The organism is Cupriavidus ulmosensis (genome assembly GCF_977008105.1).
Map to the genome: position 1 here is coordinate 1,779,116 of NZ_CDRMWP010000001.1, position 15,602 is coordinate 1,794,717.

General features: G+C 69.3%; 13 protein-coding genes. 9 read left to right on the top strand and 4 right to left on the bottom strand.

The annotated features are described in order from the left end of the window. Nucleotides 1-32 precede the first annotated feature (32 nt). Nucleotides 33-1,172 (bottom strand): acyl-CoA dehydrogenase family protein, encoded by a 1,140-nt coding sequence (locus ACWTPI_RS08030; RefSeq protein WP_020202588.1) that lies wholly within the window; start codon nt 1,170-1,172, stop codon nt 33-35. Nucleotides 1,173-1,333: 161 nt separating this feature from the next. Between ACWTPI_RS08030 and ACWTPI_RS08035 the strand changes: the two genes are divergently transcribed. Next, nucleotides 1,334-2,596 (top strand): MFS transporter, encoded by a 1,263-nt coding sequence (locus tag ACWTPI_RS08035; protein ID WP_020202589.1) that lies wholly within the window; start codon nt 1,334-1,336, stop codon nt 2,594-2,596. 77 nt (nt 2,597-2,673) lie between these two features. Here ACWTPI_RS08035 and ACWTPI_RS08040 read toward each other — a convergent pair whose 3' ends face one another. Together ACWTPI_RS08040 and ACWTPI_RS08045 are read right to left on the bottom strand one after the other, a co-directional pair. Then, nucleotides 2,674-3,423 (bottom strand): IclR family transcriptional regulator, encoded by a 750-nt coding sequence (locus ACWTPI_RS08040; protein ID WP_454731382.1) that lies wholly within the window; start codon nt 3,421-3,423, stop codon nt 2,674-2,676. Between the two features lie 62 nt (nt 3,424-3,485). Further along, entirely contained in the window at nt 3,486-4,982 is a 1,497-nt protein-coding gene (locus ACWTPI_RS08045) for a class I adenylate-forming enzyme family protein (protein WP_454731383.1), read from the bottom strand. 157 nt (nt 4,983-5,139) lie between these two features. On the opposite strand from ACWTPI_RS08045, the gene ACWTPI_RS08050 reads away from it, so the two are divergent. Together ACWTPI_RS08050 and ACWTPI_RS08055 are read left to right on the top strand one after the other, a co-directional pair. Continuing rightward, nucleotides 5,140-6,183, top strand: a complete 1,044-nt coding sequence (locus ACWTPI_RS08050) for a cyclase family protein (protein ID WP_020202592.1) — start codon at nt 5,140-5,142, stop codon at nt 6,181-6,183. Between the two features lie 61 nt (nt 6,184-6,244). Next, complete coding sequence (locus ACWTPI_RS08055) at nt 6,245-7,231, top strand: Bug family tripartite tricarboxylate transporter substrate binding protein (RefSeq protein WP_059413131.1); 987 nt, start codon at nt 6,245-6,247, stop codon at nt 7,229-7,231. A 64-nt stretch (nt 7,232-7,295) separates the two neighbouring features. On the opposite strand, the gene ACWTPI_RS08060 is transcribed toward ACWTPI_RS08055, so the two are convergent. Next, a complete protein-coding gene (locus ACWTPI_RS08060) occupies nt 7,296-8,975 on the bottom strand; it encodes a 4Fe-4S dicluster domain-containing protein (RefSeq protein ID WP_454731384.1) in 1,680 nt (559 codons plus the stop codon). A gap of 392 nt (nt 8,976-9,367) precedes the next feature. On the opposite strand from ACWTPI_RS08060, the gene ACWTPI_RS08065 reads away from it, so the two are divergent. From ACWTPI_RS08065 to ACWTPI_RS08090, 6 genes are all read left to right on the top strand, one after another. Beyond that, nucleotides 9,368-10,153 (top strand): SDR family oxidoreductase, encoded by a 786-nt coding sequence (locus ACWTPI_RS08065; RefSeq protein WP_029043511.1) that lies wholly within the window; start codon nt 9,368-9,370, stop codon nt 10,151-10,153. Nucleotides 10,154-10,455: 302 nt separating this feature from the next. After that, nucleotides 10,456-11,079: a TRAP transporter small permease gene (locus tag ACWTPI_RS08070; protein WP_454731385.1), complete on the top strand. Its 624-nt coding sequence runs from the start codon at nt 10,456-10,458 to the stop codon at nt 11,077-11,079. Then, nucleotides 11,076-12,380 carry a TRAP transporter large permease gene (locus ACWTPI_RS08075; RefSeq protein ID WP_020202597.1) on the top strand — a complete coding sequence of 435 codons (1,305 nt, stop codon included), beginning with the start codon at nt 11,076-11,078 and terminating at the stop codon, nt 12,378-12,380. The genes ACWTPI_RS08070 and ACWTPI_RS08075 overlap by 4 nt, the downstream gene beginning before the upstream one ends. Before the next feature lie 121 nt (nt 12,381-12,501). Next, nucleotides 12,502-13,530, top strand: a complete 1,029-nt coding sequence (locus tag ACWTPI_RS08080) for a DctP family TRAP transporter solute-binding subunit (protein WP_029043513.1) — start codon at nt 12,502-12,504, stop codon at nt 13,528-13,530. A gap of 273 nt (nt 13,531-13,803) precedes the next feature. Then, nucleotides 13,804-14,502, top strand: coding sequence for a DUF2968 domain-containing protein (locus ACWTPI_RS08085; RefSeq protein ID WP_059413129.1), 699 nt, complete (start codon nt 13,804-13,806; stop codon nt 14,500-14,502). A gap of 282 nt (nt 14,503-14,784) precedes the next feature. Further along, complete coding sequence (locus ACWTPI_RS08090; RefSeq protein WP_454731386.1) at nt 14,785-15,555, top strand: hypothetical protein; 771 nt, start codon at nt 14,785-14,787, stop codon at nt 15,553-15,555. The last annotated feature ends 47 nt before the right edge of the window (nt 15,556-15,602 follow it).

The following is a 15,602-nucleotide window of genomic DNA, read 5'->3' on the forward strand; positions in this document are numbered from 1 at the left end:
CGCGCCGCCGCGCATGCGCGCGCCGTCCCGCGTCAGTATTCCAGCAGGGCCTTGCCGATCGTGTTGCGCAGGATCTCCGACGCGCCGCCGGCGATCTCGTACGCCTTGGCGTCGCGCAGGTAGCGGCCGTAGGGCGAGTTTTCCATCACGCCGTAGGCGCCGCAGATCTGGATCGCGGTGCCGGCCACCTCGGTGGCCAGCGCGGCGGCCATCAGCTTGGCCTCGCTCGACAGGCGCGGCACGTCCGCGCCGGTGTCGAGCGCCTGCGCGGCGCGGTAGGTCAGCAGCCGCGCCGCGTCGATGCGGGTGAGCATGTCGGCGAAATACCACTGGATGCCCTGCTTGTCGAACACGGTGCTGTCGAACACCTTGCGCTGGCGCGCGTGCGCGAGCGATTTGTCGAACGCGGCGCGGGCGATGCCGAGGCTGATGCCGGCGGCCATCGTGCGCGAATAGTTGAGCGTGGTCACGGCCGCGCGCACGCCCTTGCCTTCGGTGCCGATGAGATGGTCGAGCGGCAGGCGGCAGCCGTCGAGCACGAGGTTGACGTGCGGGCCGTTGCGCAGGCCGAAGGTGGCCGAATTCGCGCCGACGTAGGTGGACAGCCCGCGGGTGTCGCCCGGCAGCGCGAACGCCGACACGCCGGTCTCGGTCTGCGCCAGGATGATGAAGAACTCGGCGGCGGACCCCGAGGTGATGAACGATTTCTCGCCGGTGAGCAGCCATTCGTCGCCGACGCGGCGCGCCTTGGTGTCGAGCGAGCGGATGTCGCTGCCGTGGTTGGCCTCCGTCAGCGCGTAGGCCGAGATCAGCCCCTCGGCGAAGCGCGGCAGGTAGCGCCGGCGGAGCGCTTCGTTGCCGAACAGGTGCAGGATGGTCTGCGCCTGCAGGATCGTGATCAGGCTGATGCCGACCGCCGCGCTGGCGTAGGACACCTCCTCGAACACCGCCAGCGCGTGCCGGTAGCTGCCGCGCCCGCCGAACTCGGCCGGCAGGCAGATGCTGTTGTAGCCCGCGCGCGCCAGCGCGCGGATCTCCGCCACGGGGTAGACGTCCTGCGCGTCGATGGCGGCGGCATTCGGTTCGACATGCGCCGCGACCAGCGCGCGCAGCGCGTCGACGAAGGCCGGCTCGACCATGTCCTGCCACAGCTTGTTGCGGTTTTCCTGCATCGTTGCCTCCTGTACTTGTTCTCTGTGTATTCAGTATATTGAAACTATATTCGTCTGGTTGACATTATACAGGCCGGTCGTAGAATTGGCGCAAGCGCCCGGCGTGGCACCGCGCGCAATCCAGAACACAGAAGAATTCACAAGAAAGACCGGAGACAACGATGAAGTGGTACCGAGAACTCGGCAAGGACGAACGGCGCACCTTTGTGGCGGCGTTCGGCGGATGGGCGCTGGACGGCGTGGATTTCATGATGTTTACGTTCGTGCTCGGCACGTTCATGTCGCTCTGGCACATCGACCGCACCCAGGCCGGCATGCTGGGCACCGTCACGCTGCTGGTGTCGGCGCTGGGCGGCTGGGTCGCCGGCATCCTGGCGGACCGCTACGGCCGCGTGCGCGTGATGCAGTGGACGATCCTGTGGTTTTCCGTGTGCACCTTGCTGCTCGGCTTCGCGCAGAACTTCGAGCAGGCGTTCGTGCTGCGCGCGCTGCAGGGCCTGGGCTTCGGCGGCGAGTGGGCGGTGGGCTCGGTGCTGATGGGCGAGATCGTGCGCGGCGAGCACCGCGGCAAGGCGGTGGGCACGGTGCAGAGCGCGTGGGCGGTGGGCTGGGGCATCTCGGCCATCGCCTATACGGTGGTCTACTCGCTGGTGCCGGAGGCGCTGGCGTGGCGCATCCTGTTCTGGATCGGCATCCTGCCGGCGCTGCTGGTGTTCTACATCCGCAAGCACGTGCCGGAGCCGCGCGTGTCGGCCAACGCGCGCGCGCTGGCCGCGGCGCGCGGGGAGTCGGTGCCGTTCCACCGCATCTTCTCGCCGGCGCTGCTGCGCACCACGCTGCTGACCTCGCTGCTGTGCACCGGCGTGCAGGGCGGCTACTACGCGATCACGATCTGGCTGCCGACGTTCCTGCGGACCAAGTACCACCTGTCCGTGCTCGACACGGGCGGCTACCTGATGGTGGTGATCGTGGGCTCGTTCGCCGGCTACATCGTCGGCGCCTACCTGACCGACTGGTGGGGCCGGCGCGCCAACCTCTACGTGTTCACGGTGCTGTCCGGGCTGTCGATCTGGTTCTACAGCCAGTACGACATCACCAACGGCCAGATGCTGGTGCTGGGCTTTCCGCTGGGGTTTGCCGCGTCGGGCATCTACAGCGGGCTCGGCTCGTTCCTGACCGAGCTGTTCCCGGCTTCGGTGCGGGCCAGCGGGCAGGGCTTCGCCTACAGCTTCGGCCGTGCCGTGGGCGCGCTGTTCCCGACGCTGGTGGGGCATCTGAGCGAGCGCATCGGCCTGGCGGCGGCGATCGGCGCGTTCGCGGGCGGGGCCTACGTGCTGGTGCTGATCGCGGCGACGCTGCTGCCCGAGACGCGGGGGACGGATCTGGGCGGCAGCCGCGAGGCGGCGCCGGCGTCCGCCGAGTGATGATCAGATAAGGTTCGGGCAATGGCGGCGCGATGCCGCCAGCCTGCTTCTCCCTCGGAGGCAGGCGCGGGGGCGCCTCAGCCGCCCCGGGTATCGAACGACGCGCGCCAGTTCCGGGTGAATGCCGTGATCAGCTTGACGTGCTTGTCCAGCGCCGCCTCGATGCGCGCCGACGGGCCGGCGATGGCCACCGCGTAGTATTCCTTGCCGATGCGCATGGCGTCGGCGACGGCGCTCACGTCGTCGAAGTATTCGCCGGCGGTCATGTACCAGCCGCGCGCGCGGCTGGCTTCGAGATCCTTGAGCAGCGCCGCGCGCGAGGTGATCGATTTCTTGCCGCGCCGGGTGAAGGCGATGCCGTCGATCATCGCGTCGCGCTCGTCGTCGGGCATGGCGCCGAGCAGCGCCTTGCCGACCGCGCTGGCATAGAGCGGGCGCGTGTCGCCCACGCGCACGATGAAGCGGATGCTCTGCTCGCTCTCCAGCACTTCGACGTAGGAGGCGTTGTCGCCGGTCAGCTTGGCCAGCACCACCGTCTCCAGGCACTGGTCGCGCATCTCCGCCAGGCCCGGCACGATCCAGCCCGGCAGTGGGTCGAATTCCTCGATCGCGCGCACCAGGTGGCCGAGCAGGCGGGTCATGTAGTACCCGCCCTGGGTCTTGCTCTCCATCAGGTAGCCGCGCGACTCGAGCGTCTTGACCAGGCCGTGGCAGCTCGAAAGCGGCATGTCGGTAGCCTTGGCGATCGTCGACACCGACATCGGGCGGCGCTCGCGCGCGAAGATTTCGATGATGTCGAGGGTGCGGCCGGCTGCGGGTACGGTCATGGGCGTATATGGCGGAAATGGGATGGCGGAATGATAGCGCTTGTTAGCCCGCTGCCTTGACCTCAACCCGCGGCCTTGAGGTCGATGGTCGCCGCGGAGTTCTTCGGCAGGCGGAAGCGCTGCACCTTCTGCGTCGGCGTCTTGGGGATCTCGGCGACGAAGTCGAGATAGCGCGGCACCATGTGGCGCGGCAGCGCGCCGCGCAGGTGCGACAGCAGCTCGGCGGCATCGAAGCCGTCGCGGCGCACCACCACGAGCTTGACCTCTTCCTCGAGGATCTCGTCGGCCACGCCCACCGCCGCGCAGTCGGCGACGTGGGCGAACCTGAGCGCGGCGAGCTCGATCTCCACCGGCGAGATCATCTCGCCGCCGCGGCGGATCAGCTCCTTCTTGCGGCCTTCGAAATAGAGGAAGCCGTCGTCGTCGAAGCGGCCGAGGTCGCCGGTGTGGAACCACAGGTTGCCGAGCGCGGCGAGCGTTTCCTCGGGCTTGCGGAAATAGCCGGTGGTCATCACGAACGGCTCGCGCGGGCGCACCGCGATCTCGCCGGTGCGCCCCGGCGGCAGCACGCGGTCGTCGTCGCCGAGCACCGCCACGTCGAAGTCGTCGCGGGCGGCGCCCACGGAGCCGAAGCGATAGCGCCCGCCCGCGTTGATGGTGACGAGCCCGCCGGTCTCGGTCATGCCGTACAGCTCGTGCACCGTCACCGGCAGCAGGCCGTCGAGGCGTTCCCACACCGCGCGCGGCGCGCCGCCGCCCACGCACCAGCGCAGGCTGCTGCGCACCGGCTCGCTCCATTCCTTGGCCAGGATGCTGAGCACGGTGCCGACGTAGGTGAAGCCGGTGGCCTGGTACTGCGCGGCCTGCTGCAGGAACCGCGATGCCGAGAATTTCGCCACGATGGCGATGCTGCAGCCCACCGTCAGCGCGGACATGACCGAGTACATCTGCGGGTTGGCGTGGTGCAGCGGCAGGAAGGTGAGGATGCGGTCGTCCTGCGTGATGCCGATCGCCTGCGTGACCTTTTCGCCGGCGGCGAGGTACGAGCGGTTCGGGATCACCACGCCCTTGGGCTGGCCGGTGGTGCCGGAGGTGTAGAGGATGGCGGCGGGCGCGGCGGCCGCCATGCCGGCGACGGGCGCCGGCGCGCAGGCATCGGTGGCGGCGAGGAACGCGGCCTCGTCGGCGAAGGCGAGCACGCCGACGGCGCAGTCGCGGGTGTCTTCCTCGAAGCGCGCGCGCTCGCCGGCCTCGCACAGCAGGAAGCGGGATTCGCTCTGCCGCACCACGTAGCGCAGCGGCTCGCCGAACATGTCGTGGCTGACCGGCACCGCCACGGCGCCGCGCGCGAGCAGCGCGAACCACGCGAACAGGAACAGCGGCCGGTTGCCGATCGCCAGCACCACGCGGTCGCCCGGCTGCACGCCGAGCTGGTCGAGCCAGGTGGCGCCGCGCCGCGCGACGCCGGCCACGGCGCCAAAGCTCCACTGCTGGTCTTCGAACAGCAGGAACGGGGTGTCGGGCCGCTCGTCGGCGAGGCGCATCAGGCGTGAAATCACATTCGTCTCCAGGTCTTTATAAATTCAACAGGTTGAATAATTAATCAGCAGGTTGACATTGTAAGGTGTGGGATTAGAATTCGGAAGCGGTTTTGGCACGGGCGGCATGTCGCCGCCCGCACGCCGGCCACACGAAAACGACATAGGGGACAGTGGAATGGCAACGCGATGGAAACGTCGGCCCGAGGGCTCGACATGGGGGGATTTCGGCGAGGACGACCAGCTGGGGCGGCTGAACCTGCTGACGCCGGCAAAGCTCAAGGCCGGCATCGGCGAGGTCACGGAGGGGCTGTCGTTCTGCCTGAGCCTGCCGCTCGATTTTCCCGGCGGCGCGGTGCTGAACCCGCGCCGCCATCCGCCGCGGCTGTCGCCGACGCTGCAGGACGGCTGCCCGTGCCTGAACTTTCCGCTGGCGCGCCTCGACGGTCGCAACACCGACGTGCTCAGCGACGACCAGGTCACGCTCGCGCTGCAGTACTCCACGCAGTGGGACTCGTTCGCCCACGTCGGCGCGTTCTTCGACGCGATGGGCAACGGCGTGAAGGAGAAGGTCTACTACAACGGCTATCGCGCCAACGAGCACGTGGTGGGCCCGCGCGACTACCGTCCCGACGGCGACGTGGACGTCGACGGCCCGTACGGCGCGCACGCGCTCGGCGTGGCCAACATGGCGCGCAAGGCGATCCAGGGCAGGGCGGTGCTGGTCGATCTCAAGAAGCACTTCGGCCTGGAGCGCCGCTACGTGGGCTACCAGGACCTGATGCGCGTGCTGGACGCCGACCGCATCACGGTCACGCCCGGCGACATGCTGGTGCTGCGCACCGGCTTCACCGAGGTGCTGGTCGGCATGAACCGCGAGCCGGACATCGAGGTGCTCGACCGCACCGCGAGCGTGCTCGACGGGCGCGACGACGCGCTGCTGCAATGGATCACGGACAGCGGCGTGGCCGCGATCTGCGCGGACAACTACGCGGTGGAGGGGCTGCCCGCGCAGGAGAGCACGCTCGGGCAGCGGCCCGCGCTGCCGCTGCACCAGCATTGCCTGTTCAAGCTGGGCGTGCCGCTGGCCGAGCTGTGGTGGCTGGCCGATCTGGCGGACTGGCTGCAGGCGCGCGGGCGCTCGGCGTTCCTGCTGACCGCGCCGCCGCTGTACCTGCCGGGCGCGGTGGGCTCGCCGGTGACGCCGGTGGCGACCGTGTAGCGCGGCGCGCATCCCGCGCATCCCGCAGACACGCATTCCCATAACAACGACGGAGACAACAATGAACCAGCAAGCCTTGCGCGCGGGGCTGGCGGCGCTCGCCTGCGCGGCGGCGGCGCTATGGCCCGGCCTCGCGGGCGCCCAGCCGGGCGACTATCCCAACAAGCCGATCCGCATGATCGTGGGCTTCGCGCCCGGCGGCCCGACCGACATCGTCGCGCGCGTCATCGGGCAGGCGCTCGGCGACAAGCTCGGCCAGGCGATCGTGGTGGAGAACCGGCCCGGCGCCGGCGCCAACATCGCCGCCGAAACGGTCGCCAAGGCCGTGCCGGACGGCTACACGGTGCTCTACAACACCTCGTCGATCACCATCGCGCCGTGGGTCTACGCGCGCGTGGGGTACGACCCGGTGCGCGACCTCGCGCCGGTGGCGCTGACCGCCGAGATGCCGCTGGTGCTGATGGTGAATCCCAAGGTGCGGGTGAATTCGCTCAAGGAGCTGATGCAGCTGATCAAGAGCCAGCCGGACCATTTCAACTACGGCTCGTCGGGCACGGGCGCCATCGAGCACCTGTCGTCGGCGCAGCTCACGTCGATGTGGCAGCTGAAGGCCATCCACGTGCCCTACAAGGGCACGGCGCCGGCGCTGGTCGACCTGCTCGCGGGGCAGACGCAGTTCATGACGACCACGCTGAACACCGCCTTGCCCTACATCCGCGACGGCCGGCTCAAGGCGCTGGCGGTGACTTCGCGCGCCCGCGCGGCCACGCTGCCGGACGTGCCCACGGTGGCCGAGGCGCTGTCCACCGATTTTTCCTCGACCGCGTGGCAGGGCATCGTCGCCCCGGCCGGGACGCCCGCGCCGGTGATCGCCAGGCTCAACCAGGCGATCAACGCGGTGCTGGCCAGCGCGCCGGTGCGCAAGGTGCTGGCGGAGCAGGGCGTCGACGTGCTCGGCGGCACGGCGCAAGCCTATGGCGCGTTCATCCGCTCCGAGTACGCGCGCTGGCAGGGCGTGGTGAAGGCGTCGGGCGCGAAGATCGAGTAGCGCAAAAACAAAGCGGGCATCCGGGAGCGACCCGGATGCCCGCTGCGCGCATCGCGCCGGACGCTTACATGCCCACGTAGTTGGGGCCGCCGCCGCCTTCCGGCGTCACCCACACGATGTTCTGCGTGGGGTCCTTGATGTCGCAGGTCTTGCAGTGCACGCAGTTCTGCGCGTTGATCTGCAGGCGTTCCTTGCCGTCGTCGTTCTTGACGAACTCGTACACGCCGGCCGGGCAGTAGCGGCTTTCGGGGCCGGCGTACTTGTCCCAGTTGACGCTGACCGGCACGCTGGCGTCCTTGAGCGTCAGGTGGGCCGGCTGGTTTTCCTCGTGGTTGGTGTTGCTGATGAACACCGAGGACAGACGGTCGAAGGTCAGCTTGCCGTCCGGCTTGGGATAGGCGATCTGCTGGCACTCGGCGGCCGGCTTGAGGTAGACGTGGTCCGGCTTGGTGCGGTGGATGGTCCACGGCGGGTTGCGGATGCCGAGCTTGGGCAGCAGCCATTGCTCGATGCCGGTCATCAGCGTGGCGGTGGTGCGGCCTTTCTTGAACCACTGCTTGAAGTTCTTCGATTGCAGCAGTTCCTTGTGCAGCCAGCTGTTCTCGAACGCGGCCGGGTAGGCCGTCAGTTCGTCGTGCTGGCGGCCGGCCTGCAGCGCGTCGTAGGCGGCCTCGGCGGCCATCATGCCGGTCTTGATGGCGGCGTGGCTGCCCTTGATGCGCGAGGCGTTCAGGTAGCCGGCGTCGCAGCCGACCAGCGCGCCGCCCGGGAACACGGTCTTGGGCAGCGACAGCAGGCCGCCGGCGGTGATCGCGCGCGCGCCGTAGCCGATGCGCTTGCCGCCTTCGAAATACTTGCGGATCTCCGGATGCGTCTTGAAGCGCTGGAATTCCTCGAACGGCGACAGCCACGGATTGGTGTAGTCCAGGCCGACCACGAAGCCGACCGCCACCTTGTTGTCTTCCATGTGGTAGAGGAAGGAGCCGCCGTAGGTGGCCGGGTCCAGCGGCCAGCCGGCGGTGTGCACCACGAGGCCGGGCTGGTGCTTGGCGGGGTCGATCTCCCACAGTTCCTTCAGGCCGATGCCGTAGCTTTGCGGGTCCTTGCCGTCGTCGAGCTTGTACTTCGCGATGAGCTGCTTGCCGAGGTGGCCGCGCGCGCCTTCGGCGAAGATGGTGTACTTGGCGTGCAGCTCCATGCCGAGCTGGAAGTTGTCGGTGGGCTCGCCTTCCTTGTCGATGCCCATGTTGCCGGTGGCCACGCCCTTGACCGAGCCGTCCTCGTTGTAGAGCACCTCGGCGGCCGGGAAGCCGGGGAAGATCTCGACGCCGAGCGCCTCGGCCTGCTGGCCGAGCCAGCGCACGAAGTTCGACAGGCTGACGATGTAGTTGCCGTGGTTCTGGAAGCAGTCGGGCAGCAGCGGGGCACCCTTGGCGCCGGTTTCGTCGAGGAACAGGAACTTGTCCTCGGTCACGGGCTGGTTCAGCGGCGCGCCCAGCGCTTTCCAGTCGGGGAACAGTTCGTCGAGCGCGCGCGGGTCCATGATGGCGCCGGACAGGATGTGCGCGCCGGGCTCGGAGCCCTTTTCCAGCACGCAGACGTTGACGTCGTTGCCTTTCTCCTGGGCGAGCTGCTTCAGGCGGATGGCGGTTGCCAGGCCGGCGGGGCCGCCGCCGACGATGACAACGTCGTATTCCATGGCCTCGCGGGGACCGAACTGCTCCAGGAGCTGCTGCTGATTCATTGTCTCTAACCCTCTATTCTTGGCAACTTGCGCGCAATTGTGGGAAATGCGTGGTTCTGTGATTCGGGGAATGCCTCGGGTCGGGCCGGGCAAGCCGCGCACGAAGCGGCGGCAAAGCGGCAGGAAGGCGACAGGGAAAGCGGACGGACGCGGCGGCGCGCGCACGAGATGGCGGCGGCCTGCGTGTTTTTCCTCTTTCCCTTTGTGGCCCGAGTTCTTAGAATCTCCGGCATTGTCCGGGACTCGCCATGGTCAGGCAAGACATTTTTTGGAACGACCGTTCTTTTTTTTGATATGCTGCCTTCCGTTTTGGCCGGGCAGTTTTCGCTAGGAGCGCCCGCCGGCGCGGACCATGGCAGACGGCGGACGGGGCTCCGAATACAGAGGGCATTATGGGTTTGTCGATCAATCTGGAAGGCAAGGTCGCGCTGGTGACGGGCGCGTCGAGCGGCCTGGGCACGCGCTTTGCCCACGTCCTGGCGGCCGCTGGCGCCAAGGTGATACTGGCGTCGCGGCGCACCGAGCGGCTCAAGGAGCTGCGCGCCGCGATCGAGGCCGACGGCGGCAGCGCCCACGTGGTGCGGCTCGACGTGACCGACCCCGCCAGCATCCGCGCCGCGGTGGCGCATGCCGAGACCGAGGCCGGCGCGATCGATATCCTGGTCAACAACTCGGGCGTGTCCACCACGCAGAAGCTGACCGAGGTGGCGCCCGAGGATTTCGATTTCGTCTTCGACACCAACACGCGCGGCGCGTTTTTCGTGGCGCAGGAAGTGGCCAAGCGCATGATCGCGCGCGCCAAGGGCTCGGAGAAGAACGGCAATCCGCTGCCGCAGTCGCGCATCGTCAACATCGCCTCGGTGGCGGGGCTCAAGGTGCTGTCGCAGATCGGCGTGTACTGCATGAGCAAGGCCGCGGTGGTGCACATGACCAAGGCGATGGCGCTCGAATGGGCGCGCCACGGCATCAACGTCAACGCGATCTGCCCGGGCTACATCGACACCGACATCAACCACCATCACTGGGACACCGATGCCGGCCAGAAGCTGATCCAGATGCTGCCGCGCAAGCGCGTGGGCAAGCCCGAGGATCTCGACGGCCTGCTGCTGCTGCTGGCGTCCGACCAGTCGCAGTTCATCAACGGCGCGGTGATCACCGCCGACGACGGCATGGTGTGAGCGGGCGCGGGCGGCATCGGTCCGCCCGCAACTGGCGATGCCGGCCCCGCGCCGCGCCACAAGCGCGGGCGGGGCGCGCGTTTCCCCCGGCCCAGGGCTGATCCGGTCCCCTTGGGCGTGAAGCGCGCGGGGTCTGGCTGGCCGCCCGGCACCGCAGGCAGGCGTAGGGCAGGCGTAAAAATTCCCCCGCCGTGCGCAGACTTGGCATAATCCGCCATGTCTTGAGATTAAGTCTTTACATAATTCAAAGAAAATCCGCGAGCGGCCGGCGTGCCGGGCGGACCGGACCGGAGGCCGGGGAGATGCAAGCAGACCAGGAGGGGCGGCGCGATGCCGGCCCGCAACACGCCGCGGCCGTGCCCGGCGAGGCTGGCGCCAGCCAGCTTGTGGAGAACGTGGACAGCGCGGACGGCGGTTTCAGGGTGTCGCCGCGCATCGAGGACTGGATTGGCGTGATCGTGATGGTGCTGCTGGTGTGCATCACCTTCGCCAACGTCGTGGTCCGCTATTTCACCGACGAATCGTTCGCCTGGACCGAGGAATTCTCGGTCTTCCTGATGATCGTGCTGGCGCTGGTGGCCGGCAGCGCGGCGGTGGCGCGCGACCGCAACATCCGCATCGAGTTCTTCTTCGAGCGCGGCAGCGAGGCCCGGCAGCGGCGCCTGGCGGTGTTCTCGGCGCTGATGGTGGCGGCGATGTTTATCGCGCTGGCGGTGCTGGGCGCGCGCGTGGCGTGGGACGAATACACGTTCGGCGAGACCTCGCCCGGCATCGGCATCCCGAGCTGGTGGTATTCGGTGTGGCTGCCGGTGCTGTCGGCGGGCATCGCGCTGCGCGCCTTCGGGCTGGTGGCGCGCAACCTGCGCGCGCTCAAGGCGCTGCATGCCGGGCGCACGGGCGCGGCGAAGACGGGGGCCGCGCCATGACGCTGGTCGCCATTACCCTGTTCGTGGTGTTCCTCGGGCTGATGATGCTCGGCGTGCCGATCGGCGTGTCGCTGGGCCTGGGCGGCCTGGTGGCGATCGGCCTGTCCAACCTCGACACGCAGATGTTCGGCCTGCTGGCCGTGCCGCAGAACTTCTACGCCGGCCTGGCCAAGTACCCGCTGCTGGCGATCCCGATGTTCGTGCTGGTCGGCTCGATCTTCGACCGCTCCGGCGTGGCGCAGCGGCTGGTCACGTTCGCCATCGCCATCGTCGGGCGCGGGCCCGGCATGCTGCCGCTGGTGGCCATCCTGGTGGCGATGTTCCTCGGCGGCATCTCCGGCTCCGGCCCGGCCAACGCGGCCGCGGTGGGCGGCGTGATGATCGCGGCGATGTCGCGCGCGGGCTATCCGGGCGCGTACAGCGCCGCGGTGGTCGGCGCGGCGGCGGCCACGGACATTCTGATCCCGCCTTCGGTGGCGTTCATCATCTACAGCGTGCTGGTGCCCGGCGCGTCGGTGCCGGCGCTGTTCGCCGCCGGCATGATTCCCGGCATCCTGGCCGGCGTGGCGCTGATCGTGCCGGCGGTGTGGCTGGCGCGCAAGCACAACATGGGCGCCATCGAGGCCGCGCTGCCGCGCCCGCCGTTCTGGAAGAGCCTGCGCGAGGCGGCCTGGGGGCTGGTGGCGCCGTTCCTGATCCTGGGCGGCATGCGCGCGGGCTGGTTCACGCCGACCGAGGCCGCCGTGGTGGCGGTGGTGTACGGCCTGTTCGTCGGCATGGTGATCTACCGCAGCATCGGCATGCGCGACCTGTTCGTGATCTTCCAGGAAGCGGCGGAGACTTCCGCGGTGATCCTGCTGGTGGTGGCGCTGGCCGGCATCTTCGCCTACGCGCTGTCCACGCTCGGCGTGATCGACCCTCTGGCCAACGCGATCGCGCATTCGGGCCTGGGCGAGTACGGCGTGCTGGCGTTGATCGTGGCGCTGCTGATGACGGTGGGCATGTTCCTCGACGGCATCTCGATCTTCCTGATCTTCGTGCCGCTGCTGCTGCCGATCGCCAACGCGTTCCACTGGAACCCGGTGTGGTTCGGCGTGGTGCTCACGCTCAAGGTGGCGCTGGGGCAGTTCACGCCGCCGCTGGCGGTGAACCTGATGGTGTCGTGCCGGATCGCGCGCGTGCGCATGGAAGAGACCGTGCCGTGGGTGGTCTGGATGCTGCTGGCGATGTTCGTCGCCATGCTGATGGTGCTGGCCTACCCGCCGCTGGCGACGTGGCTGCCGGACCGGCTCGGCTACTGACCCGAACCAGGCTGAACCGGGCTGAACCGGCCCGGGCCGCAAGCCGGCGGGAGAGGGCGATGCTGTCCCTGTGCCGCCGGCAACAGAACAACACACAACACATCCCGAGAGGAGAGAACCGATGAAACGTCGTGCCCTGATGCTGTCGCTGGCTGCCACCATCGCCGCCGCCGCCCTCGCGCCGGCCGGCGCCCAGGCGCAGAGCTACAAGTCCGAATACAAGATGTCGCTGGTGCTCGGCCCCGCGTTCCCGTGGGGCAAGGGCGGCGAGATCTGGGCCGATCTGGTGAAGCAGCGCACCAGTGGCCGCATCAACATCAAGCTGTATCCGGGCACCTCGCTGGTGGCCGGCGACCAGACCCGCGAGTTCTCGGCGATCCGCCAGGGCGTGATCGACATGGCGGTGGGCTCGACCATCAACTGGTCGCCGCAGGTCAAGGAGCTGAACCTGTTCTCGCTGCCGTTCCTGATGCCCGACTACAAGGCGCTGGACGCGCTCACCCAGGGCGAGGTCGGCAAGTCGATCTTCGCCACGCTGGACAAGTCCGGCGTGGTGCCGCTGGCGTGGGGCGAGAACGGTTTCCGCGAGGTCTCCAATTCCAAGCACGAGATCCGCAAGCCGGAAGACCTCAAGGGCCTGAAGTTGCGCGTGGTGGGCTCGCCGCTGTACATCGAGACCTTCAACGCGCTGGGCGCCAACCCCACGCAGATGAGCTGGGCCGACGCGCAGCCGGCGATGGCCTCGGGCGCGGTGGACGGCCAGGAGAACCCGCAGTCGGTGTTCGCCGCCGCCAAGCTGTACACCGTGGGCCAGAAGTTCGTCACCGCCTGGGGCTACGTCGCCGATCCGCTGATCTTCGTGGTCAACAAGCAGATCTGGGAAAGCTGGACCCCGGCCGACCGCGAGATCGTGCGCCAGGCCGCCATCGACGCCGGCAAGCAGGAAACCGCGCTGGCCCGCAAGGGGCTGGTCGAGGCCGGCGCGCCGGCCTGGAAGGAGATGGAGGCCCACGGCGTGAAGGTGACGCAACTGACGCCGGCCGAGCACGACGCCTTCCGCAAGGCCACCGCCAAGGTCTACGACAAGTGGAAGAAGCAGATCGGCGCCGATCTCGTGACCAAGGCCGAGGCGTCGATCGCCAAGCGCTGAATCGACGGGCGCCGGAGGGGGACGCGCCGCCGCGGCGGCGCGGTTTACTCTCCTTTTGTTGCATGATTGATACCGCAACTGCTATCAAGGGTGACAAAACGCGACCGTTAATAGGCATGCCAGGGCATGCTTGTTACAATCCGCCGTTGGCCGTGTGCGCGTGGCGCATCATTGCGGCCGCGGCGGCGCCCCGCAGACTTGAGACGCCGCCGTGGCCATGCCGCCGTGGCTTGCCGATAACCCGAATCCTCGCTCTGTCCCTGCCGGAACGCTATGCTGAACAATTCCCGCCGCGCCCCTTTGCTTGCCTGCCTGATCGGCCTGACGTCGTCGCTGTGCGCCGCTGGCGCGCTGGCTGCCGCCGATCCGGTGCCGGTGGCGGCAGCGCCGGCGCCGCTGAGCGCGGCCCCGGCCGGCAGCCCGCAGGCGTCGCCCGCCTCGCTGGGGCTGGTGGCCGAACTGCAGCAGCGCCTGCGCGACCGGACCGTGCGCGAGCTGCGCACGAGCTACAACGGCGACTACGGCACCACGCTGATGCTGGCCGACGACCAGGTGGTCTGCTACGTGGCGCTGTTCTACCAGAAGAACCTGTGGCGCGTGTTCCGCTTCGAGTCGATCGTCCCGGCCGAGCAGGCCTACCGCCAGGTCACGCGGCAGAGCGCCGTCTGGGCCGGCGACGACATCCGGCGCCAGGTGCTGGCGTCGCAGAAACGCGCGTATGACAAGGCGCTGCAGGACACCGAGGCGCGCGCCAACGCGCTCAACGAAGACCTGCGCGTGATGCAGGCTCAGCGCCAGCGCATCGCCGAGGAACAGCAGTCCGCGCATGCCGAGGTGCAGAGCGCCGAGGTCGAAAGCCGCGCCTCGCGCATCCGCCTGGACCAGCTGCAGCAGCAGATCCGCCGCATGGAGTCCTCGCTGGCCGATTCCGGCCTCGCCACGCCCGCGCAGGGCAGCCGTCCGCGCCGCTGAGCGGCTGGCCATCGGCGGCTCCGGCATGATCCGGGCCGTCCCCGCATGCACCGGCGCCGCTGGCGCCGCGAGTGCCGCGAGTGCCTTTCCCGCCCGATCCTGCCCGGCACCGCGTTGCGCTTGCCCCGGCCGCGCGTGCCGGCGGCATTTGCCGATTTTTCCCACGCCAGAATCCGTTCCGTCCGAGTCGCAGGCCGCCGCCGCGCGCCTATGATCCTGCGCTGACCGATGGCGCCCGGACGGGCCGGCGCCGCCGCGTCCATTGCGCCTCGGGGGTGAGCCGTGTCCAGATCCGTTTCCAGTCCCAATCCCAATTCCGGTTCCCGCCGCCGTGCCGGCGGCGGTGCCGGTCCGGTCGATGTCGCCACCGGCCTGCCGCCGCTGCCGGCCGACGCGGCCGTGCCGCCGCCGTGGGGCACGAGCTTCGACGTGCGCGAATCGCTCGACGCGATGCGCGCCGCCGCGGTCAAGCGCCATCTCGCCACCATCGGCCCCGGCCAGGCGCGCTCGCTGCGCCGGGCGCGGCAGCGCAGCCTCGTGACCGGGCTGCTGGGCGGCGGTGTGGCGATGCTGGCGCTCTGGCTCGCCAGCATCGCCCTGCGCGGCAACGGGCCGCCGGCGGCCACCGTGGCGCACGCGCCGGCCGTGACGGCGACGGCCGTGGTGGAGCAAGCCGCGCCGCCGGCCGCCCCGGCGGTCCATCTTGCCGAGGCGACCCGGAGCGAGCCGGTCGCGGTGCCGCAGAGCATGCCCGCCGCGGTCGCGGCGGCGTCTCCGGCGGTTCCCGCGTTTGCCGACGCCTCGCCGCGGCCCGCGGCGGCTGGCGTCGAAAAACCTGCCGTGGCCGCTGCCCGCCCGGCGCGGCCGGCGCCGCCGCGGCTGATCGCCAGCCGCGGCGACTTCCGGCCGGCCGGGGATGTGGCCGAGGACACCGGCGACGAAGCGCCCGGGGACGGCGCCTTCGACGGCTGGCCGCGTCCCAGCGCGGCGGCCTACCTGCCGCCCGACACGCCGTTCGAACTGCCCACGCATACGCGCCTGAGCGACGGCTGAGGCCGGGGAGGGGCGGGAAGGCGGAGGGCGGGTGGATGGAACGAGCG